Below are 17,956 nucleotides of genomic sequence, written 5' to 3'. Positions count from 1 at the left end.
TAAACTCAGAACAGCCGCTGCATGCGTTTCATTTCAATGGCGGCTCGACCAACCCAGTGACGTGGACATGGCCCCAGGCGATCCGATAGCGGAACAGCAGCCGAGCGTGGGCGAAGCGTTCGACGTCGTCCTCAAGCCCGTATCGCGCGGCGATCTGGATGATCCGCTCAGCGATATCCGCATCGACGAAAACCTCTTTGCGATAGGCCGGGCCGAACCCCCGTTCGACGAAAGCCCGCCCGACGCGGTCGCGCAGCTTTCGCGGCGGCACGCGCGAATTTTCATTGAACACGGCCACGTTTATATCGCGGATCTCGGCAGCAAGAACGGCACTGCGGTAAATGGCACGCCCGTGCGCGATGTTCCCGCACGCGTGCGCGACGGCGACGAAATCTCGTTCGGCAACCGGCTCGCGTATCGCGTGCAGTTCGCGCCGCGCAAGCGCCGTACGATTCCGCCAAAGCCGGTTACGGTGACGCTCGTGCCGCAACACGAGGATCGTGGGCTGTTGCCCATCGACGTCGTGCAATTTCCATTTCTCGTCAGCAAGACCGACGAGACATTCGCGCGTTATCGCGCCGAATATCCGCATCAGGTGAATTACGTATCGCGACGTCACGCGCATGTGTTCGTCAAGGGCGGTGCGCCATTCGTCGAAGATCTCGGCAGCACGAATGGCACGTTCGTGAACGGGCATCGAATCACGGAGCATGCTGTCGAGTTAAAGAATGGCGACACGCTTGCGTTCGGCGGCACGCACTTTGCCTATCGCGTTCAAGTGCATGGCGACGAGAGCGAATCCACGCTCACCCAAATGGCCGCTGCATCGAGCGCCAAAGATCAGATTCACGACGAGCACGACAGCGACAAGACGACGTTCGTCGGCTCCGCGCATTCGTTCCTCGATATCTTTTGCATCGATCAAACCGCGCCGGCCGATGAAGTCAACGAGGACGCCCACGCGGCCGAACATGCGCCTCATGCGGGCGATGGCAAAAAGCGCGGCAAGCTGACGCTTTTCATCGCTGAGTTAGGCAAGGCATTCGCGGCCGATGACCGGCGTGGCGCACGGCGAACGCGCGTCATTGCCGCTTGCGTGCTTGCTGCGTTGGTCGCAGTTGGCGTTGCGCTCTTCTATGGCGGTGCGCCCGAACGTCATGCAAAGTCGCTCATGGCAAGCGGCGATTACACGCGCGCCGCGACATTCACGGACGGCTATTTGAAGACGCACCCGGACGACGCGCGCTTCGTCTCGATGAACACCGAAGCGGTACTCAAGTCGAATGTGCCGCGCTGGTTAGGCGCCTTGCGCAATGGCGACTATAGAAACGCGGAGACCATCCTCGCACAAATGGATTCATTGAGCGAACACAACACGGACGTGCGTTCGTTGCTCGATGAACTGCGCTGGATCGGCAAGCTCGAGCGCTTCGTGATGGGACGCGGCGGTCCCGATGCGCCCATTCGCATGTATGCGGACGAAGCACGCATCGACGAAATCCTGAAGCATTGGGATGCGGATGCATCGGGTCATCAACGCGATCTCGACCGTATCGCGGGTTATGTGCCTGAATTCCGCGAACCTTACGCGCTCGCGCTAAGCCATCTGCGCAAGCTGCAAAGCGACGACTCCGTTTATCTCGCGGCTATCGACCGGCTGAATGCGAGCATCGTCAACAGCCTTGCCTCGGATGACCTCGATAGCGTCGATTCGACGCTCAAGGAGTACGCCGAGAAATATCCGCGGCTGGGAGGACTCGATCGCATTCGCGCGGATGCGGACGCTTATGCGAACGTCAAGCATGCGATGAACGAACCGAGCCTTGCGCCGCTGGCTTTAGCGTTGAAGAAAACCAGTTTCTCGACGCCGCCATTTCAACAACGATTTACGCAGATGAGCGCGAGTCAGTTGCCGCCACCGGACGTGCTCGCGCAATACGCCGCAGTGTCCAATGCATGGGGCAATGGGGATAGCGCGCGCGCCATCGATGGGTTGCATAAGTTTCCGCAAGGAACGTGGTCACCGACCGTACAAAAGGAGATCGCGCACAAGCAGTCTGTTGCCGCCCAGTTCGCGGACCTTCAAAGGGCGCGCGGGTCGAAGCAGTATGAGGATGCGCTTCTCTCCTTTTACGAAACGCTCGATCTTCAAGCCGATGGGTATTTCGCTAAAGCCGTTGCGCCTGAAATGTCTGCGTTAAAGACTAAAGCGGCAGCGCGCGTCCAGGCATTGATGAATCAGGCCCAGGCGCTTTGGACGCAGTATCGGACCAACGGCGGAATTGGCGGATCGCAGCGCCTCGAATCCGGCATATCCGATACGTTCCGCACGCAGGCGCGGCTGTTGTCGGATGCGCAGGAAGCGGCCGCGCGCGGCATGCGTATCTCAAGGCAAGTGAACGCTGACGCAGGCAAATGGACCGCGTTGGTAAGCGAGATCGATAACGAAGTGGACCTGCAAAGACGTTCGTTGCAAGACCTTCGCATGGTGCTCGAACCGGCGTTGCTTCAAAGCAAGCTGGCGTTAATCAAAGGAGCAGGCGGTGAAGCGCGACGCGCCCCTTAAATCTTTCGCCGAAGCGCTGGGCGACCACGGTGCGGAAGGCATCGCCATTCTCACGGCCGAGCCGCTCAAACTGACGCGCGCGCTCGTGTACGTGATGGTGTCGCTCGTGGTGGCTGCACTCGTGTGGTCGTTCGTCGGTCATGCGGATGTCATGGTGACGGCGCAAGGCACGCTCGCGCCGGAATCGGAAGTGAGGCGTTTCTATACGCCGATCGATGGCGAACTTGCGGATCTTTATATCGCGGAAGGGCAGCCGGTACGCAAGGACGATGTCGTGGCACGACTCAATGCCCGCGGCGCAATAGAAGCTGCGACGAATGCGCTCGAAGCCCAACTCAAACTCGATGACGCGGAGCGCGAATGGAAGCAGTTTCCAGAGAAGAAGTTGCTCATGGAGCGCAGAATCGTGGCGCTCAAGAATCAAATGGAAGTGGAAGAGCATCAGCATCAGCAACGCGTGACCGAAGGCACCAGCAAGCTCGCAGAAGGCCAGAAGGCGCAATTGCAGGAACAACGCAGCACGCTCGAAAACGCCCGCCGCGCGCGTGATGCCGCCAAGAATGAACTGGATCGATTCACGCGATTGTTCGCGTTGCCCGGCGGCGGTGGCGTGTCGGAATCGCAGGTGGATGCCAAGCGCAATGTTTATCTCGAAGCGGATGGTGCCTATCGCGTGGAGCAGGCGAAACTCTCCGAACTGGATTTTCGTCTGAGCCACGAATTCACTCAGGCTAAAGCGCAACTCGAAACAAGCGGTCAGGAATCCACGAATCTCAGGCTGCAATACGAAGCCGCCATGCGCGAAGTGGCGAGCACGGAAGACAAGCTCCGCCTGCAATTGCAGACTGCGCGCCTCGTTGCGGACGCGGCCGCGCGCATTCGCTTCGAGAATATCGACAAGGATAACTTTCTGCTGATTCTTGCGCCGGTCTCGGGCGTGGTCACGGATGTGACTTCGACGCAGCCCGGCGACAAGATTCAGGCGAATACGCCGCTTGGCGGTATCGCTCCCACGAATGCACGTCCCGTGCTGAAGATAGAGATTGCCGAGCACGATCGTGCTTTCTTGCGCGAGGGCCAACGCGTGAAGCTCAAGTTCAACGCATTCCCTTATCAACGCTATGGCGTGATCGACGGCACGCTCGCTTTCATTTCGCCCGCAACCAAGCCGAGTGCAGCAACGAAGCAGCCGGTGTACGAAGGACGCGTCACGCTCGATCGCGACTATTACCAGATCGGCGGCACGCGCTATCCGCTGCGCTACGGCATGACCGCGGCTGCGGAAGTCGTCGTGCGCGAGCGGCGGCTGATCGATCTGGGCCTTGATCCATTCCGCAACGTGGCCGGATAAACCGAACGGAGAACGATATGACGGCAATTGTGCGTATCGATGACGAAGTGATCGACGTGAGCGAATTCATCCGGCTGCTCAAGCTCAATGGCCAGTTCGACGGTCTCATCGAGCAACTGGTGCGCGACAAGCTCACCGTGCGCGCCGCCAGAAAAGCGGGTGTCGAATTGTCGGCCGACGAGATCCAGACGCGCGCCGATCAATTCCGGCGCATTCGCGGACTGCATCGGGCGGCCGATATGAACAACTATCTCGATGCACTGCACGTGAGCCTCGACGAATTCGAAGTCTTTATCACCGACACGCTCTATCAGGAAAAAATGCTTGAGCGAGTCGGCACGCAGCCCGAGATTGAAGAGTATTTCCAGCTCAATTCGCCACGGTTCGACAGCATGGAAATCAGTCATATCGTGCTCGACACGGAAGGCAGCGCCAAGGAAATGATTTCGTATCTGCACGACGATCCCGACAGCTTCGCCGACATGGCGCGCGAGCATTCCTTGGCCGATACGCGCGACAACGGTGGCGTGATTGGACGCGTGATGCGTGGGCAACTCAAGCCCGACATCGAGGCCAAGGTCTTCAATGCCGAGCCCGGCGATCTGCTTGGACCATTCATTTCAGCGGATGGCGGCTATGAGATTTTCGCGGTCACCGCCAAGTATCCCGCGACGCTCGATGAAGACGTGACCGGTGAAATTCGCCGGTTGCTGCGCGAACAATGGCTCCTTGCGCGCGCGCAAGAGCATGTGATCGAAGCGCGCTAAAGCGCAGTGCAACGCAAAGCCTTTTGACGAAAATGGACGCACCTGCCAACTTCGATTCGACCGCCGAGTTCCTCGCGGGTGTAGAAATACTTGCATCGTTTTCCCGCGAGGAAATCGAGCAATTGGCTGCGCACGTCGAATCGCGCCGCTATGGTTTCGGCGAAACGGTGTGCAATGCAGGCGATCCGGCCGATGGGCTGTTTGTCGTGAGAGCCGGCTCCGTGCGCATCTTTACGGAAGAGCACGGCAAGGAAATCAGCATGGGGGTGAAGAAAGAGCACGAGACCTTCGCCGATATCGCGATGCTGCGCGAGTATCGGCACGAATCGTCTGTGCGCTCTTCGGGCAAGACTGAATTGCTGTTCATTCCGCGCAAGGCGGTGGAGCCTGTCATATCGCGCAATCCTGCGGCGCTCGCATTCGTCACGAGCTATGTGGCGATCAATTCGGCGGGCGGCTTCGTCGCGAAGCTGTTCGATCTACGGGGCAAGCTGAATAAAGCGGAACTCGAAGAATGCGTGCGCAGTGTCGGCGTCAAGCGCATTGGAGAGGGCAAGGAAATATTGAAGCAGGATTCGCGCGACGACAGACGCCTCTATGTCGTCCGTCAGGGCGAAGTGCGTATCGTGCGTGAAGAGGGCGGTCAACAGCACTTACTCGCGACGCTCGGTCCCGGGGAAATATTCGGCGAAAAGGCTTGCGTGATGCGTCAGGAGCAGATGGCGTCGGCTATTGCGAGTGTCGATACGCGCTTGCTCGTCATCCCTGAGAAAACGGTGCATTTCATCATCGAGCGCAACGTCAAGCTGCGTGAAGTGCTCGAGGAACGCATCCGCTTCATCGAACGTGAACTGCAGCGGCAAAGGAAATTGGCCGAGCGCCGCAAGCTGCCCACGATGCTCGATCTTCAGTCGAAGCCCGAACTTGGCGAGCGCGTCATCAAGCGATTTGCGTGCGTGGAGCAGGCCGAAGAGATGGATTGCGGCGCTGCATGCCTCGCGATGATATGCCGGCATTACGGCATCAGCATGACGCTAGGGAAGCTGCGAGAACTTGCGAATGTGACGACGCAAGGCGCCACGCTCGACAGCCTTGCGCGCGCCGGCGAAGCGCTCGGCTTCACGACGCGTGGCGTGCAATGCACGTATGAATCGTTACGCGGCTTCGAGTTGCCTTTTATCGCACATTGGGAGGGCTACCACTACATCATCGTCTATGGAATCTCCAAAGAGAACGTTTGGGTAGCGGACCCGGCCATCGGCTTTAGAAAGATGACAACGGGGGAGTTCGAACGCGGATGGAGCGGCACGTGTCTGCTTTTCACGCCGGCACAGGACCTCGTGCAGAAGGCCGTGTCGAATTCGCCGTGGATACGTTTCGTGGGCTATCTGAAGCCCTATCGCACGATATTGCTGCACCTCTTTCTGGCTACGTTCGTCATTCAGGTCCTGGGCGTAGTGCCGCCGCTGATCATCCAGAACATACTGGATGGCGTGATCGTGCATCAGAACGTCGGACTGTTGCATGTGCTGATTGCAGGGCTGATTGTCTCCAACGTGTTCTCGCAATTGATGTCCACCATACGCGCCTACCTCGCCAATTTCATGGTGCGCAATATGGACTTCTCTATGATGTCGCAGTTCTTCAAGCACACGTTCTCACTTCCGTTCAGTTTCTTCGCAAAGCGCAAGACGGGCGACATATTCGCGCGCTTTCAGGAAAATCATACGATCCGCGCGTTTCTCACGGAGTCGACAGTCACGACCGTCTTGAACCTTCTGATGATCTTCATCTACTTCACGATCATGTTTCTCTACAACGTGAAGCTCACGCTGCTGCTGATCGCGTTCGTGATTCCATTGATGGCACTGACCGTACTCGCGACACCGCGCGTGAAGCATAACGCGCGCGAAACGTTCAGTTCGAGCACGGATGCACGTTCGTACCTGATGGAAGCCCTCGGCGGCGTCGAGACGGTCAAAGGCATGGGCATCGAACGCGCGGTGCGGCTCAAGTGGGAGAAGAAGTACGCGAAGTCGCTCGAAGTGCAGTACAAGTCCCAGCGGTTCAATATCGCCGTAGGCTTGTGCGGCCAGCTATTGAACGCGGCGACGACCATCGCGGTGCTATGGGTCGGCGCGAATCTCGTGCTTGCGCGCGAGCTGACCATCGGACAGTTGATTGCATTCAACGCATTCATGGGAAGCGTGCTGTCTCCGCTCATGGGGCTGATCGGATTGTGGAGCCTGCTCAACGATGCAGGCGTCGCGATGGAGCGTCTGGGCGACGTACTCGACATCGAGCCCGAGCAAAAGCCTTCAGAGATGCAGCAGCGCGTCATGCTGCCGGACCTTCAAGGGAACATCAGCTTCAATGGCGTGTATTTCCGTTATGGCGATGGCGATACGCCTTACGTGCTCGAAAACATCAGCTTCGATATCAAGCCCGGAGAACTGATTGCGGTGGTGGGGCGCAGCGGTTCGGGAAAAACGACACTGGCAAAATTACTCGTTGGTTTCTATGCGGCAAGCGAGGGAAAGATGACGGTCGATGGCTATGACATCAACGTGATCGACAAAGGCTTCTATCGCGCGCAGATCGGCTATGTCATGCAAAGCAATCTACTGTTCTCGGGAACGATTGCGGACAACATCGCAAGCGGCGACGAGGCGCCGGACCGCCGGCGGATCGAGGAAGTCGCCAAAATGGCCGACGCGCACGCGTTCATCACGCGCATGCCGCTCGGTTACGAGCAAGTGGTGGGCGAGCGAGGCGTGGGACTCTCTGGCGGCCAGATTCAGCGGCTATGCATTGCCCGTGCGCTTTATCACGATCCGCGCCTGCTCGTGTTCGACGAGGCGACGTCCGCGCTCGACACGCAGTCGGAAAGCAATATTCTGGGGAACATGCAGGAGATCTTGAAGGGACGCACGGCGGTCATCATCGCGCACCGGCTTTCGACGATCATGCGGGCCGACAAAATACTCGTCCTGTATGAAGGCGGAATCGTCGAACAGGGCAAGCATGACGAACTCGTCGCGAGAAAGGGCATGTATTACCAACTCGTGCAGAAGCAATTGAGCGCAGCATGAAGATACTCGACCAACCGGAAAGCGATAGCAGCGTCCCTGTATCGGCGATTTCGTATGCGGGACTCATCGAAAAGATCGAGATATTGCGCTCGACCTTGCGATGGACTTCTCGCCTCGAACGTCCGGAAATCGAGAAGCTGCTGCGCCAGGCAAGTGCCTTGCGCGACGAAGTGATGCAGCTTTCGCACAAGGAGCGCTTCGTGCAGGCCGCTGCCTCCGAACCGAAGCGAGAACTATCGGCGGGCGCGCGGCGGCAGGCGTTGATCGAACGCAGCTTCGTATTCGAAGGCACATTCGGTGACAACCCGAAGCTGCTGGAAGCGCTGGAAATAGCGGAGAAAGCCGCGCCAACCGATCTTCCCGTGCTGATCGACGGCGAGAGTGGAACCGGCAAGGAACTGATGGCGAAAGTCATTCACGCCAATGGATCGCGTGCGGATAAACCCTATATCTCAGTGAATTGCGGCGCGATCCCGGACAACCTGCTCGAGTCGGAATTGTTTGGGCATCGCAAGGGGGCTTTTACGGGCGCAACGAACGACCGCAAGGGAAAATTCGAAAGCGCGCATACGGGAACCATCTTCCTCGATGAAATCGGTGAGCTTCCACTTTCGGGCCAGGTGAAATTGCTGCGCGTGCTCGAAGCGCATGAAATACAACGAGTAGGTTCCGACGAGCCGATTGCGGTGGACACGCGCATCGTCGCTGCGACGAATCGTAATCTCAGGCGATTCTGCGATGAAGGGCGTTTTCGCGAAGACCTGTTTTATCGTCTTAGCGTCATTCATGTGACTTTGCCGGCGTTGCGCGAACGTCGTGACGAGATACCGCTGTTGCTTGCATATTTCGGCGATGAAGCCGCAGCCACGCTCAAGCGACGGCCCGTGAAGATGTCGCCTCGGCTGCGCGACTTTCTTCGCAATTACGACTTTCCCGGCAATATCCGGGAGCTGCGCAACATCGTGTACCGGCTCGCCTGTCTTGCGGGCGAGATGGCCGATATCGATCATCTGCCGCTGGATATTCGGCCGAAGTCGTCGCTGTCGGTGGCGATGAGCGGGGCTCCGTCGAGCGGTAATGGCATTGCCACGGCGGTCTCGCTGAGCGAAGCGAAACGCGTGGCAAGCGACGAAGCCGAGCGCGCATTCCTCGAACGCGGTTTGCAGGAAGTGGGCGGCACGGTCGCCGAGCTTGCCCGACGCTATGAAATGAACCGCTCGCACTTGCAAATGCTCTTGAAAAAACACGGACTGCATTCCAAGGACTTTCGGCTTGCCGCACAAAAGGCCAGGGACGCGCACGAATAACAACGCTAGAGCGATGGATTGATCTGCGTCCTGTCCATCGCCTGCACATCTTCTGCATGTGCGACGACAAGGGAGATATTGTCCCGACCTCCACGCTCGAGCGCTATTTCCAGCAGCCGTTGCGCCGCCCATTCGCAATTGCCCGGCGCAAGTTCGCTTGCCATTTCAACTTCGCTGACCTCGTTAGACAAGCCATCGCTGCAAAGAAGGAACGTATCGCCGTCCTTTAGGGCGACCGTGCTCTCGTCCAGTTCGAGTGTGTCGAGCGCGCCCACTGCGCGAGTAATCAAATGCTGCGCAGGATGATGCAGCGCTTCTTCAGCCGTCAATTGGCCGCGCGCCTTGAGTTCTTCCACCTGACTGTGATCGCGTGTCAGTTGCACGAGCCGTCCGTTTCTATAGAGATAAATGCGGCTATCGCCGGCCCATAGATAAGCGCATGCGCCGTTGCGCGCTGCGAGCAACACGACCGTACTGCCGATGCGCGACACGAGCCGCCTTGCCGCTTCGGTACGCAATTGTGCGTTCACGTCGATGAGGCGTTCCCGCGCATCCGCAATCACACCGGCGAGTCCGTTGTCTGCGGACATATACGAAAGGCTCTCGATGACCATGCGGCTCGCCAGATCGCCTACCGCGTGTCCGCCCATGCCATCGGCGACGGCCCATATTCCGCGTTCGGGCGAATCGAGCAGGGCATCCTCATTCACTTGCCGTACGCAGCCGACATCGGAACGAGCAGCGGACGTCCATCGAAACTCAGCGGTGAAGGTCACGACAACCTCCCTTGATCGGGTAGCGAGCGCGCATTCCGCCGATTGTGCGCCAACGGGCGCGATCGAACATCAGCCGCGTCAACTCGCGGTATTCGACGACATGGCATTCGGATTGACGGTGAGATTCGCGCCATTGCCGGTGTTGTGAACATCCACGGACTGGAACTGATTGATCATCTGGTCCGCAGTGAAATTGTTCGTGATGTCGTAGATATTCACGACGCCGCCAAAGCCCTGTTGACGATCGGGCATGTACGGCGTGATCCAGCCGTAAACCCACGGCGCGCCGCCTCCACCGCTGATGGCGGACATGGCCGCTCGATCCAGTTCTCGGTCGTAGTCGAGATCGGTCACGGTAAGGGCGCTCATCTCTAATCTCCGCTTGGCTCTTTGCGATGCCCGAAGCCAATGCAAGTGCCATGCCGACGCACGCTTCGACGTCAAGACTCCGTGCGGCGCGGGTCCGCAGAATCGCGCCAAGTCAAAGAGTTGGTGGCTTGCCGACATCGTTGCCCAAGACGCCGGTTCTCAGGCGACACTTTCTTCCCGCTCAAGGAGACGCTAGAGGCCCAACAGAATGCATCGATTTCAGTTGGTTTGATTGAGACAGAAAGTCTTTAGCCGATTCGGCCCAGCTCGTTTAAATACATGAAAATCAATGAGTTAATAAACTGGCAAGAAAGCTGCAAATGACATCGCAACGAGGGCGCCGCACAAACACCTGGCGCCATCCCGAAGAGGCTAAATCGGAGCCAGCCATGTCCAGCAGCCAAACGTCCGGATCGATCGATGAACAAGCCGCCGCAACCGGCTTTTCTCTCGGCGCCGAACTGGTCACGTGCCGCTCCGGCTATGCGCATCACGGCATTTATTCGGGCAACGGCATGGTGATTCACTATGCCGGCTTCGCGAAGTCACTGCATCGCGGTCCGGTCGAGGAGGTCAGTCTCGCTCAATTCGCGGGCGGTCATGACGTCACCGTGCGTCAGAGTCCGGCCGCCCGCTTCTCCGGCCCGGAAGCGGTGCGCCGCGCACGCAGCAGGCTCGGCGAAGACCGGTATCGCCTGTTGACCAATAACTGCGAGCACTTCGTTTCGTGGTGCCTGTTCGGTGAAGCACGCAGCCACCAGGTGCGCGCGTGCTTCGTTCATCCACGGGTTGCCATTCAGGCGGTCAAGGGGCTCGTTCAAGCCTATGTCGCCGCCGAGCGCCGCCGCCGTGCAAGCGCGCTCGCCAATAACGGATCGGGCACGGCTTTGGCCTTTTGAGGAGACCATCATGCAAAACGCCGAAAATTCGCTGCACTGGGCCGTCGATAAATGGCTTGCGCCAACGCCGGCGCATCCGGCACGCATCGTGCAACTCTGCCGCTCGCATTCCACGGGCATGCGCTTTGTTCGCATCGAGGCATGGCACGCGGGCGGGTTCATCGCGATTATTTTCTTCCGCCACGACGACGGTACCTGGAACGTGTTTCCGCCGGAGGTGAGGCGTCCTTCAATGAGTGCATCGCGGCTTGCCGCGTGAGGCGCCGGTCGGACGGGCTTTGACACGAACGACACGCTGCCGCTACTCTAGTTTACGATGCCGTGGCGCAAGATGCACAAGTCATGGTAGTTTTCGCGACAGTGAACCAATTCGTACAATTAGAGGTATTGCCCCGATGACTCAGCCCGACTCCGCCGACTTTACTGCGTCCGCCAGCCCGGTCTCCGAGACGCAGGCTAGCGACAATCCGCTTGGCATTGCCGGTCTGGAGTTCGTGGAGTTTTCGAGTCCCGATCCGGAAGCGCTCGCCGTGCTGTTCGAGCGGCTGGGCTTTACGCCGGTGGCCGAGCACGTGAGCAAGGCGGTCACGCTTTATCGTCAAGGCAGCATGAATTTTCTGCTCAACGCCGAGCCGGATTCGTTTGCGACACGGTTTGCAGAAACGCATGGCGTCGGCATTGCGGCTATCGGCATTCGCGTGATGGATGCGCAAACGGCGCATGAGCGCGCGGTCGACTACGGCGCGTGGGACTTCGAAGGCGAGAAGATCGGCCCTAATGAACTGGCGATACCGGCCATTCAGGGCATCGGCGATTCGCATATGTATTTCGTCGATCACTGGCCCGGCAAGAATAGCGGCGAAGCATCGATCTATGACATCGATTTCCGCGCCATTCCCGATGCAAACGCGGATTTGAAAGGCGCGGGTCTGCTCGAAGTCGATCACTTCACGCAAACGGTCGGCGCGGGCCGGATTCAGGAGTGGCTCGACTTCTACGACGACGTACTGCATTTCCGCGAGATTCATCAAGTGCATCCGGACTGGCATGTCTCGCAGGATTCGGCTGTGACGGTCTCGCCTTGCGGTTCCATTCGAATCACGGTCTATGAGGAAGGTACTTATCGCACGGACCTCATGCAGCAATATCTGCCGGGGCACGAAGGCGAGGGCGTGCAGCACATTGCTTTGGCATCTGCCGATATCTTCGCATCGGTCGATGCGCTAAGCGCGCGCGGCGTGCGTTTCCTCATGCCGCCGCAGCGCTATTACGACGAGATCGATGCGCGTTTGCCCGGTCACGGTCTCGACATCGACAAGCTGCGCACACGCGGCATTCTCGTCGATGGCGAGATATTGCCGGACGGCACGCCTCAACTCTTCCTGCAAACGTTCATCGAGCGCGAGCCGGGCGACATGTTCTTCGAAATCGTCGAACGGCGCGGACATCATGGCTTCGGCGAAGGCAACCTGGCCGCGATCGCCAAGGCGCGAAGCTGAACAGGCACGCCCTGGCATCGCTCGCTCATTTCACAATGATCGTTCCTGTCATGTGCGGATGCAGCGAACAAAAATACGTGTACGTGCCCGGCTTATCAAATACGTGCGAGAAGCTGTCGCCACTATCCAGCGGATCGGATTTGAACGACTTGCCCCCGTCGACGACGGTATGCAGCATGTCGTCATGATTGATCCACGTCACCTTCGTACCGACCGGAACCGTTAGCGCCGCCTTGCTGAACGAGAAATTGTCGATGGATATGGTAGGCACACTCACTGCCGCCATTTGCTGCGCAGGTTCTTCGGCGCATGCGGAAGGTATTCCGCTCACGAGTCCCCTGACAACGAGTGCGATGGCAAGCTGGCGCGCGCACTGGCCGATAAAGTTCGCGTTCATGCGTGTGCCTCCGCAAGCGATGTATCCACAATGGCCAACTGCTCGCGTCCCGCAACATGGGTGACGGCGCGCAAGCCGAGCATCGAACGCAAACGGTCGGCGCCGACTTTCATCGGCCCGGGTCCAGATGCAGCGCCGGGCGCGGGCTGCGGAAACGCAGTGGACATGGCGGAGTAGAAGCGCATGTCGCCTTCGACTTTCTGTGCGACTTGATGCACGTGGCCATTCAAAACCGTTACCGAGCCGAAGCGCTTGAGTAAGGCGAGCGCCTGCTCGCTGTCGTCGGTGCCCCATCCCCATGCGGGATAAAGTGCCCACAACGGTATATGCGCGAATACGACAATCGGCGTGCTATTGCTCCTGGCCTGCAGGTCCTGCTTGAGCCACGCGAGCTGTTCATCGCCGAGAAAGCCGAGTCCGCCGCCCTTGAGGTCAATCACATTGGTCAGGCCGATGAAATGCACGCCGCCTTCGTCGAAGCTATACCAATGGCGCGTGCTGCCGCGTCCGTATTGATTGGAAAAGCGCGAGAAGAATGGATCGCCATTGTCGACGAGCACATCATGCTCGCCCGGCACGTAATGCACCGGCATGCCCGCGTCGCCGATGATCTGCGTGGCCGTATCGAATTGGGCGGGTTTGGACAGATGCGTGATGTCGCCGGTATGGATCATGAACGCAGGCTGCTGAGGCATCTTGCGAACCTGGCCGATGGCTTCCTGAAGCGTGCTCGTCGGCTCGGTGTTCGGGTCTTTATTGAAGCCGATATGGCTATCGCTGATTTGCACGAAGCTGAATGAATGAGTCGCTTCTTCGGCATAAGCTGAAGAAATCAGGCGCGAACGCGGCACGCCGCCGCTTAGTGTCCATAGCACGCCCGCGCCCGCCCACGCCATGCAGGACAGCGCGGTGCGCCGGCGCTTGCCGTGATCGTCGAGCGGCTCTATAACGGGCGGGTCGTTTAACTTGATATTCATGGCAATTCCCTTAAGAGTGGGTTAGGTGAAGTGAATGCCTTAGCGGTATCCGTTCATCGAACCGGCTCGCGCAGCGCGTTATTCCCGGAAAATTTTCTGGGAGCATAGGAATAAATCGCCCGCGACGGCAGTAATGGAGGATGTGCACGCGTGATTCGAGCGTGCGTTCAACCGTCACCAGGAGACCCGCGCGATGTGGCCGAGCAGGTCGAAACAAGGCAAGTCCCCGCATGCGCGCTTCGAGGCGACGGTGATGCCGCATATCGACGCCGCGTACAACCTCGCGCGCTGGCTCTCGGGTAGCGCGAGCGATGCCGACGATGTCGTGCAGGAAGCGTATTTGCGTGCATTCCGTTTCTTCGACGGCTTCGAAGGTGAAGAAGAAGCGAACGCACGTGCGTGGCTGCTGGCCATCGTGCGGAACACGTGGTTCACCGAATGGCGTCGACGCGTGCAACTGGCGGATGCGACGCCTTACGATGAAGAAATCGCCGGGGACGAAGCATTGCCCGGCTGGTCCGATGAAGCGGGCGTGAATCCCGAGACGCTCGCAGTGCGCAAAGACGAAGTGCATCTCGTGCATCGCGCATTGGAAGCTTTGCCGCTCGTCTTTCGCGAAGTGCTGGTGTTACGTGAAATCGAGGATATGAGTTACAAGGAAGTGGCCGCCATCACGGGCGTGCCGATTGGAACGGTCATGTCGAGGCTCGCACGCGGCCGCAAGATGTTGGCGACTGCCGTGCGCGCCGCGCAAAGCGACAGGCCGAGCGTGCGGCTCGTGCGCAGATTGGGGCCGGGTCATTCCGAGGAGTCGGGCAATGGACAAAAATGAAACCGCCTCGCTCGATACGAGGCTGACCGATGGCTCGCTTTATCAGCACGCGCCGGTTCATTTACGCGCGCAAGTGCTGTCGCGCGTGCGAGAGGAGGCAGCGCGTGAAGAGCGTCATCAGCCGCAAAAGAGCCAGCAACCTCGCTCATGGCGGCTTGCCTTCAGCACGCCTTGGCCTTTCTTCGGTGGCGCATTCACTGGCGCGACGCTTTCAGCTGTCGTGCTTGGCGCAATGCTGTGGTTTCAGTCCGCGCCGCGCTTGAATAACGATGCGCCCATCGCGCAGGAGATCGTGTCCAGCCACGTGCGTGCGTTGATGTCGGACCGTCCGATCGACGTACTGTCCAGCGATAAACACACTGTCAAGCCGTGGTTCAATGGCCGCATCGATTACGCGCCGCCGGTGATCGACCCGGCGGGACCGGGCTTCGCGCTAGTGGGTGGAAGACTCGACTACGTCGGGCATCGTCCGGTGGCGGTGGTCGTTTATCGGTATCTTAAGCATCCCATCGATGTCTATGTGTTTCCGGAAAAGCCGTCGCGCGAAGACGGTAAAGCCATCGTCACGCAGTCCGACGACGGCTATGCGCTTGCGCGCTGGAATCGCGACGGCATGACGTTCTGGGCCGTGACCGATGCATCCAGTTCGGTGTTGCGCCAATTCACTCAAGCGCTCGACGCCGGAACGCCGCGCTAACTTGGTGCATCGCCAGAACTCACTCTTTCGCGTCCCATAGCCCTTGCCGCGTGGGACGCTGTCGATTTCATCCGATGTGCGCTAACGCTCGTGCCGTTCGGGTATGTCCGAATATGGTCTGATCCTTACATTTTTCTAAACTCGATCACCAAGCGCCTAATTAAACGAAAGGTAGAAGAAATCGGGCGGGGCAGGCCTTTAAAAAACGGTTCATGCGACGGAGACACACATGGGAATGCAGATGAAGCTCATCGCGGGCATGCTCGCGTTCGGCGTTTTTTCGTCAGCCTACGCGGCTGATCCGATCAAGATCGGCGTCGACGGCCCGTTCACGGGCGGCTCGTCGTCGATGGGCGTCAGCATGCGCGACGGCGTGCGGCTCGCCACGGCGGAGATCAACAAGTCGGGCGGCGTGCTTGGCCGGCAGATCGTACTCGTCGAACGCGACGACGAAGCGAAGAACGAGCGCGGCGTGCAGATCGCTCAAGAACTCATCAACAAGGAAAAAGTGGTCGCGGTAGTGGGTTATATCAATACCGGTGTGGCGCTCGCGTCGCAGCGCTTCTTTCAGGAAGCGAAGATTCCCGTCTTCAACAATGTGGCGACGGGTTCGGTCGTGACGAAGCAATTCGACGATCAGCCCGACAACTACGTTTTCCGCAATGCCGCGGCAGACCGCATTCAGGCGCCGATGATCGTCGAAGAAGCCGTGACCAAGCGTGGCTTCAAGAAGGTCGCCATTCTCGCCGACTCCACTAACTACGGTCAGCTTGGCCGTGAAGACCTCGAAAAGGCTTTGGCGGCGAAAGGCGTCAAGCCCGTAGCGGTCGAGAAATTCAATATCAAGGACGTCGACATGACCGCTCAATTGCTCAAGGCAAAAGAGGCGGGCGCCGAAGCCGTCCTGACGTATGGCATTGGGCCGGAGCTTGCGCAAATTGCCAACGGCATGGCCAAGCTGGGCTGGAAAGTGCCGCTGATCGGCAGCTGGACGCTCTCGATGGCGAACTATATCGACAACGCGGGCGCGAACGGCGAAGGCGCCCGCATGCCGCAGACCTTCATTCAGGACGCGAATACGCCCAAGCGCAAGGCGTTCATCGAAGCGTATCTCAAGGAATTCAAGCCGAAGAACGACCGCATCGATTCACCGGTGTCGGCGGCGCAAGGCTATGACTCGGTTTATCTGCTTGCAGCGGCGATCAAGCAGGCCGGCTCGACGGACGGTCCGAAGGTCAAGCAAGCGCTTGAGAATCTGAACACGAAAGTCGATGGCGTGGTGATGTCCTACGACAAGCCGTTCACGAAGCAAGATCATGAAGCGATCAGCCCGAACGTGCCGGTCATCGGCGAAGTGAAGGGCGGCCGAGTGATTTACGCCTACGACGCGGACAAGAAAGGCGGTAGCACCCTGCGCGCCAAGCAGACGACGACCGCTTCGAACTGACGCACGAGTTTCATTCCGAGGGTAAAAGCCGCGCCCGCCATGCAAGGCGGGCGCGGCTTGCTGTATGCGCTTCGTGTACCGATTCTAAGGCGTCCATACGATGATTCTCCTCCAGCTCATTTATAGCGGCATCGCGCTCGGCATGATCTACGCGGTGATCGCATTCGGCTACCAGCTCACATTCGCGACGTCGGGCACGCTGAACTTCGGCCAGGGCGATGCGCTCATGCTCGGCGCACTCGTGGGCCTGACGCTCGTGTCGGCAGGCGTCAATTACTGGCTGATGATTCCGCTCGTGTGTCTCTTCGGGCTCGTGCAAGGCTCGTTCGTCGAGCGAATCGGCGTGCGGCCGGCCATCAAGATCAAGTCGGAATTCGGCTGGATCATGTCGACGATCGCGCTCGGCATCATCTTCAAGAATGTCGCGGAAAACGTGTGGGGCCGTGACGATCTGCGCTTTCCGTCGCCGTTGCCCGAAGCGCCGTTGAAGGTCTTCGGCGCGAATGTATTGCCGATGGAATTGCTCGTCGTGGGCGGCGCACTCGTCATGATGCTCGCGGTTGAGTTCTTCAATCGCAAGACGATCTTCGGCAAGGCAGTCGTCGCGACGGCCAACGATCGCGATGCGGCCGCGCTCATGGGCATCAACACGGGGCTCGTCATCACGTTCTCTTATGCGCTTTCGTCGCTGACAGCGGCGTTCGCGGGCGTTCTCATTGCACCGCTTACGCTCACGGGCGCGACGATGGGCGCGGTGCTCGGGCTCAAGGCTTTTGCCGTGGCGATCATCGGCGGCTTGTCGAGCGGCATGGGCATTATCGTCGGCGGCATGATTCTGGGCATCGCCGAAACCACGACCGGCTTCTATATTTCCACCGGCTACAAGGACGTGCCAGGGCTCGTATTGCTATTGATCGTGCTGGCCGTGAAGCCTGCGGGTCTCTTCGGCAAGACGGCGATCAAGAAGGTCTGAGGCAGCC

At 59.0% G+C, this 17,956-nt stretch carries 16 protein-coding genes; 12 read left to right on the top strand and 4 right to left on the bottom strand.

The window, feature by feature from the left end; genetic code table 11:
• Positions 1-67 precede the first annotated feature (67 nt).
• From AWB72_RS11535 to AWB72_RS11515, 5 genes are read left to right on the top strand one after another with little or no spacing between them, the layout of a single operon-like run.
• On the top strand, positions 68-2,566 hold the full coding sequence (locus AWB72_RS11535; RefSeq protein ID WP_040052301.1) for an FHA domain-containing protein: 2,499 nt from the start codon (positions 68-70) through the stop codon (positions 2,564-2,566).
• Positions 2,544-3,917 carry a beta-barrel domain-containing protein gene (locus tag AWB72_RS11530; RefSeq protein ID WP_040052300.1) on the top strand — a complete coding sequence of 458 codons (1,374 nt, stop codon included), beginning with the start codon at positions 2,544-2,546 and terminating at the stop codon, positions 3,915-3,917. The genes AWB72_RS11535 and AWB72_RS11530 overlap by 23 nt, the downstream gene beginning before the upstream one ends.
• Positions 3,918-3,934: 17 nt before the next feature.
• A complete protein-coding gene (locus tag AWB72_RS11525; RefSeq protein WP_040052299.1) occupies positions 3,935-4,684 on the top strand; it encodes a peptidylprolyl isomerase in 750 nt (249 codons plus the stop codon).
• A 32-nt stretch (positions 4,685-4,716) separates the two neighbouring features.
• A complete protein-coding gene (locus tag AWB72_RS11520; RefSeq protein ID WP_040052298.1) occupies positions 4,717-7,776 on the top strand; it encodes a peptidase domain-containing ABC transporter in 3,060 nt (1,019 codons plus the stop codon).
• Positions 7,773-9,083, top strand: a complete 1,311-nt coding sequence (locus tag AWB72_RS11515; protein WP_040052297.1) for a sigma-54 interaction domain-containing protein — start codon at positions 7,773-7,775, stop codon at positions 9,081-9,083. Before AWB72_RS11520 ends, AWB72_RS11515 begins: the two co-directional genes overlap by 4 nt.
• A gap of 5 nt (positions 9,084-9,088) precedes the next feature.
• Here the strand turns inward: AWB72_RS11515 and AWB72_RS11510 are convergent, their stop codons facing one another.
• Together AWB72_RS11510 and AWB72_RS11505 are read right to left on the bottom strand one after the other, a co-directional pair.
• Entirely contained in the window at positions 9,089-9,859 is a 771-nt protein-coding gene (locus tag AWB72_RS11510) for a PP2C family protein-serine/threonine phosphatase (protein ID WP_040052296.1), read from the bottom strand.
• A 78-nt stretch (positions 9,860-9,937) separates the two neighbouring features.
• Positions 9,938-10,228, bottom strand: coding sequence for a hypothetical protein (locus AWB72_RS11505; protein WP_040052295.1), 291 nt, complete (start codon positions 10,226-10,228; stop codon positions 9,938-9,940).
• A gap of 389 nt (positions 10,229-10,617) precedes the next feature.
• Between AWB72_RS11505 and AWB72_RS11500 the strand changes: the two genes are divergently transcribed.
• From AWB72_RS11500 to AWB72_RS11490, 3 genes are all read left to right on the top strand, one after another.
• The gene (locus AWB72_RS11500) at positions 10,618-11,127 is read left to right on the top strand and encodes a lecithin retinol acyltransferase family protein (RefSeq protein ID WP_040052294.1); all 510 of its coding nucleotides are present in this window, start codon (positions 10,618-10,620) and stop codon (positions 11,125-11,127) included.
• Positions 11,128-11,137: 10 nt separating this feature from the next.
• Entirely contained in the window at positions 11,138-11,386 is a 249-nt protein-coding gene (locus AWB72_RS11495) for a hypothetical protein (RefSeq protein ID WP_040052293.1), read from the top strand.
• Between the two features lie 136 nt (positions 11,387-11,522).
• Positions 11,523-12,626, top strand: a complete 1,104-nt coding sequence (locus AWB72_RS11490) for a 4-hydroxyphenylpyruvate dioxygenase family protein (RefSeq protein ID WP_040052292.1) — start codon at positions 11,523-11,525, stop codon at positions 12,624-12,626.
• 25 nt (positions 12,627-12,651) lie between these two features.
• Here AWB72_RS11490 and AWB72_RS11485 read toward each other — a convergent pair whose 3' ends face one another.
• Together AWB72_RS11485 and AWB72_RS11480 are read right to left on the bottom strand one after the other, a co-directional pair.
• On the bottom strand, positions 12,652-13,023 hold the full coding sequence (locus AWB72_RS11485; RefSeq protein ID WP_040052291.1) for a cupredoxin domain-containing protein: 372 nt from the start codon (positions 13,021-13,023) through the stop codon (positions 12,652-12,654).
• On the bottom strand, positions 13,020-14,000 hold the full coding sequence (locus AWB72_RS11480; RefSeq protein WP_052450050.1) for a metallophosphoesterase family protein: 981 nt from the start codon (positions 13,998-14,000) through the stop codon (positions 13,020-13,022). The genes AWB72_RS11485 and AWB72_RS11480 overlap by 4 nt, the downstream gene beginning before the upstream one ends.
• Positions 14,001-14,193: 193 nt before the next feature.
• Between AWB72_RS11480 and AWB72_RS11475 the strand changes: the two genes are divergently transcribed.
• The 4 genes from AWB72_RS11475 (at position 14,194) to AWB72_RS11460 (ending at position 17,949) form a co-directional block, all read left to right on the top strand.
• On the top strand, positions 14,194-14,832 hold the full coding sequence (locus AWB72_RS11475; RefSeq protein WP_040052290.1) for an RNA polymerase sigma factor: 639 nt from the start codon (positions 14,194-14,196) through the stop codon (positions 14,830-14,832).
• Complete coding sequence (locus AWB72_RS11470) at positions 14,819-15,529, top strand: anti-sigma factor family protein (RefSeq protein ID WP_040052289.1); 711 nt, start codon at positions 14,819-14,821, stop codon at positions 15,527-15,529. The genes AWB72_RS11475 and AWB72_RS11470 overlap by 14 nt, the downstream gene beginning before the upstream one ends.
• A 235-nt stretch (positions 15,530-15,764) precedes the next feature.
• Positions 15,765-16,976 (top strand): ABC transporter substrate-binding protein, encoded by a 1,212-nt coding sequence (locus AWB72_RS11465; protein ID WP_374728893.1) that lies wholly within the window; start codon positions 15,765-15,767, stop codon positions 16,974-16,976.
• A 100-nt stretch (positions 16,977-17,076) separates the two neighbouring features.
• Positions 17,077-17,949, top strand: coding sequence for a branched-chain amino acid ABC transporter permease (locus tag AWB72_RS11460; RefSeq protein WP_040052287.1), 873 nt, complete (start codon positions 17,077-17,079; stop codon positions 17,947-17,949).
• The last annotated feature ends 7 nt before the right edge of the window (positions 17,950-17,956 follow it).

The sequence above is a fragment of the Caballeronia concitans genome (genome assembly GCF_001544615.1).
Taxonomy (GTDB): Bacteria; Pseudomonadota; Gammaproteobacteria; order Burkholderiales; family Burkholderiaceae; genus Caballeronia; species Caballeronia concitans.
The sequence above is the reverse complement of the archived record's forward strand: the minus strand, read 5'-3'. Positions and strand labels throughout refer to the sequence as shown.

What these genes read in the sequence shown, in the direction of transcription:
- AWB72_RS11520 (WP_040052298.1), top strand. Translation starts at nt 4,717, where the DNA reads ATGGACGCACCTGCCAACTTCGATTCGACCGCCGAGTTCCTCGCGGGT.
- AWB72_RS11480 (WP_052450050.1), bottom strand. Translation starts at nt 14,000, where the DNA reads ATGAATATCAAGTTAAACGACCCGCCCGTTATAGAGCCGCTCGACGAT.
- AWB72_RS11465 (WP_374728893.1), top strand. Translation starts at nt 15,765, where the DNA reads ATGCAGATGAAGCTCATCGCGGGCATGCTCGCGTTCGGCGTTTTTTCG.
- AWB72_RS11515 (WP_040052297.1), top strand. Translation starts at nt 7,773, where the DNA reads ATGAAGATACTCGACCAACCGGAAAGCGATAGCAGCGTCCCTGTATCG.
- AWB72_RS11500 (WP_040052294.1), top strand. Translation starts at nt 10,618, where the DNA reads ATGTCCAGCAGCCAAACGTCCGGATCGATCGATGAACAAGCCGCCGCA.
- AWB72_RS11470 (WP_040052289.1), top strand. Translation starts at nt 14,819, where the DNA reads ATGGACAAAAATGAAACCGCCTCGCTCGATACGAGGCTGACCGATGGC.
- AWB72_RS11525 (WP_040052299.1), top strand. Translation starts at nt 3,935, where the DNA reads ATGACGGCAATTGTGCGTATCGATGACGAAGTGATCGACGTGAGCGAA.
- AWB72_RS11495 (WP_040052293.1), top strand. Translation starts at nt 11,138, where the DNA reads ATGCAAAACGCCGAAAATTCGCTGCACTGGGCCGTCGATAAATGGCTT.
- AWB72_RS11485 (WP_040052291.1), bottom strand. Translation starts at nt 13,023, where the DNA reads ATGAACGCGAACTTTATCGGCCAGTGCGCGCGCCAGCTTGCCATCGCA.
- AWB72_RS11505 (WP_040052295.1), bottom strand. Translation starts at nt 10,228, where the DNA reads ATGAGCGCCCTTACCGTGACCGATCTCGACTACGACCGAGAACTGGAT.
- AWB72_RS11460 (WP_040052287.1), top strand. Translation starts at nt 17,077, where the DNA reads ATGATTCTCCTCCAGCTCATTTATAGCGGCATCGCGCTCGGCATGATC.
- AWB72_RS11490 (WP_040052292.1), top strand. Translation starts at nt 11,523, where the DNA reads ATGACTCAGCCCGACTCCGCCGACTTTACTGCGTCCGCCAGCCCGGTC.
- AWB72_RS11535 (WP_040052301.1), top strand. Translation starts at nt 68, where the DNA reads ATGGCCCCAGGCGATCCGATAGCGGAACAGCAGCCGAGCGTGGGCGAA.
- AWB72_RS11475 (WP_040052290.1), top strand. Translation starts at nt 14,194, where the DNA reads ATGTGGCCGAGCAGGTCGAAACAAGGCAAGTCCCCGCATGCGCGCTTC.